Origin of the sequence: Candidatus Angelobacter sp. (assembly GCA_035607015.1) — a bacterium.
Taxonomy (GTDB): Bacteria; Verrucomicrobiota; Verrucomicrobiia; order Limisphaerales; family AV2; genus AV2.
The window spans coordinates 1-2,303 of record DATNDF010000414.1 but is presented as its reverse complement, the minus strand read 5'-3'; the positions used below and the strand labels follow the sequence as shown (position 1 = coordinate 2,303).

Sequence of the window (2,303 nt, the reverse complement as noted above, 5' to 3'; positions counted from 1 at the left end):
CTGGCCCGAGGCGACTGTGAATGATGTCAAGTTAGCCCCATCTGCGGAATCTGAGCCGAAGTAAATGAAACCCGTCCAAGGTTATCATCTCATCAAGCCGGACGATTTGCATTGGTGGCCCTCCAACCTGATGCGCATCCCTAACGCGGATTTTCTGGAGCGCACCGGGAGCGAGAATCTGAGCGCGCGGCTCTGGCGGTATCCGGCGAAAAGCGCGGGCACGCTGCACAAACACATTCGTCAGGAGGAATTTTATTTCGTGCTCGAAGGCACAGGCCGCCTGCGCGTGGGCGACGAGACATTGACCGTGCCGCGCTACGGCGGCGTGCTGGTCGGCCCGGATCAGTTGCGGCAGGTGTTCAATGACACCGACGACGAGGTGCTCTGGCTCATCGTCGGCGCACCGGAGGAACTGGAGTTGTTGCCCACGGCAAAAACCAAGCCAGACCTGTCAGTCATCTATCCAGTTAACCCGACGCGATTACCCAGGGAACTCACCGGAGTGCAGTGGCCGCCGAAGAGTTGTGCAACTTGATGAATTTGGTAATCTCTTCCCCATGTACATCGTACTCCTTAAGTTCTCGGCCAACAAAAAGGAAGCTGCCCAGTTCATGGACGGCCACAAAGCCTGGCTCAAACGTGGGTTCGATGATGGCGTGTTCCTGCTCGCTGGCAGTCTCGAACCGGGACTGGGAGGCGGCATCTTGGCGCACAAGACATCGTTGGCTGACCTGCAAAGCCGCGTGAACGAAGATCCTTTCGTAAAGGAGAACGTGGTGAAGCCCGAGATATTTGAACTCGATCCGGGCAAAGCCGATGAGCGGTTGCAATTCCTGGTCAGTTGACCGCCGGCGGATGAAACGCACCGTTTATCTCATCCTTTTCCGCGGCGTCGGCGGGAAAACGCACCTGCCAGTCCAGGCGCTCCGCGAAAAGCTTACCGAGGCGGGATTTGAAAACGTGGCGACCTACATCAACAGCGGCAACGCCATCGTTCGCGGCCGACTGAACCGGAAGCAAATCATCTCCACGATCGCGGAGCTTTGTCGCAAGCATTTTGCTTTCGACAAGGCCATCTTTGCGCCGACGCTGACCGAGTGGGACGATCTGATCGCACGCAATCCTTTTGCCAAAGCCGCGACCAATGCGCCGACCACGGTCCATGCCGCGCTCCTTGAGAGCGCACCGAAGGCGGAAGACGTCGAGCGCATTCGCGCCTTCGCAGTGAAAGGCGAAGACATCAAGGTCATCGACGGCGTTGCCTATATCGACACGCCACATGGGTTCGGATCAAGTAAGATGAGAGAGAAATTCGACCAATGGATAGGCGTGATCTACACCGCGCGGAATTGGAACACCGTCCTCAAGCTCGCTGAACTAGGACACGCAGCGGAGAAGCCGTTGTGGCGCAGCAAGCGCCGCCCTACCTTGAATTGATTCGGTAGGGCAAAGCTGCCGCTTTGCCACACACCCCACGAATCACGGCTGGTCTGGAATCTCCGCTTCGACGAGCTTTGCCAGCAGCGTCAGCGATTCCTGCCAGCCGAGGTAACACGCCTCGGCGGGAATCATGGCCGGGATTCCCTCTTGTGTAATGTTCAGCTCCGTGCCGCAAAAAACCGGCTTCAAGGTAATAGTTGTGATCATTTCCCCCGGGAGATTCGGATCATCGAACTTGTCGTCGTAACGAATCCGCTCGTGGGGTTTGAGCTCGAGATATTTTCCACCAAAGGAGTGGCTCTTGCCGGTGCTGAAGTTGGTGAACGACATCTTATACGTGCCGCCGACTTTCGCTTCCAGGTGGTGGACCTTGCCGGTGAATCCGTTCGGTGGAAGCCATTTGGCCATCGCGTCTGGATCGAGGAACGCGCGGTAAATTCGTTCCGGCTTGGCGCGGAGCACTCGGTGAAATCGAACGGTATTGGTGTTGTTTGGTGTCATGCTTTTTGTTGTGTTTTCATCGTTCCGACGAACAGAGCGACCGATTCAGGACATTCGTCCGGAGAAACTCTTCGACGTGATTCACAGCGCAGCCGGGGAAGCATCACGCCCTCATTATTTCCTCGCCGCAATCAACGCCTGATTGACCGACGCGGGCAGCGAGTGGGCGGTCGGGTTCTCGAAACCGGCCTCGGCGAGCATCGCAGCGTATTCATCGAACGTGTAAGCGTCGCCTTCCGGCGTGGTCGCGAGCATCACGAGGCTGAATCCGGCGGCTTGCGGCGGTGTGACACGGTCGGGGTTCGGGACAAACTCAACGATCGCTACCCGCCCGGCAGGTCGCAAAGCCGTGTGGCAACGTT

The 2,303-nt window shown here is 57.7% G+C and carries 5 protein-coding genes; 3 read left to right on the top strand and 2 right to left on the bottom strand.

Annotated elements, in window-relative coordinates; translation table 11 throughout:
- Positions 1–64: 64 nt before the first annotated feature.
- From VN887_16510 to VN887_16500, 3 genes are read left to right on the top strand one after another with little or no spacing between them, the layout of a single operon-like run.
- The gene (locus VN887_16510) at positions 65–535 is read left to right on the top strand and encodes a cupin domain-containing protein (protein HXT41611.1); all 471 of its coding nucleotides are present in this window, start codon (positions 65–67) and stop codon (positions 533–535) included.
- A gap of 22 nt (positions 536–557) precedes the next feature.
- A complete protein-coding gene (locus VN887_16505; GenBank protein ID HXT41610.1) occupies positions 558–845 on the top strand; it encodes a hypothetical protein in 288 nt (95 codons plus the stop codon).
- 10 nt (positions 846–855) lie between these two features.
- Positions 856–1,437, top strand: a complete 582-nt coding sequence (locus tag VN887_16500; GenBank protein HXT41609.1) for a DUF1697 domain-containing protein — start codon at positions 856–858, stop codon at positions 1,435–1,437.
- A 42-nt stretch (positions 1,438–1,479) separates the two neighbouring features.
- On the opposite strand, the gene VN887_16495 is transcribed toward VN887_16500, so the two are convergent.
- Together VN887_16495 and VN887_16490 are read right to left on the bottom strand one after the other, a co-directional pair.
- Positions 1,480–1,941, bottom strand: coding sequence for an SRPBCC family protein (locus tag VN887_16495; GenBank protein HXT41608.1), 462 nt, complete (start codon positions 1,939–1,941; stop codon positions 1,480–1,482).
- A 114-nt stretch (positions 1,942–2,055) separates the two neighbouring features.
- Positions 2,056–2,303 (bottom strand): methyltransferase (locus tag VN887_16490; protein HXT41607.1); only part of this gene is annotated, 248 nt, incomplete at its 5' end.

Bases quoted from the DNA above. Each gene is read 5' to 3' on its own strand.
- VN887_16495 (HXT41608.1), bottom strand. From the start codon at position 1,941: ATGACACCAAACAACACCAATACCGTTCGATTTCACCGAGTGCTCCGC.
- VN887_16500 (HXT41609.1), top strand. From the start codon at position 856: ATGAAACGCACCGTTTATCTCATCCTTTTCCGCGGCGTCGGCGGGAAA.
- VN887_16505 (HXT41610.1), top strand. From the start codon at position 558: ATGTACATCGTACTCCTTAAGTTCTCGGCCAACAAAAAGGAAGCTGCC.
- VN887_16510 (HXT41611.1), top strand. From the start codon at position 65: ATGAAACCCGTCCAAGGTTATCATCTCATCAAGCCGGACGATTTGCAT.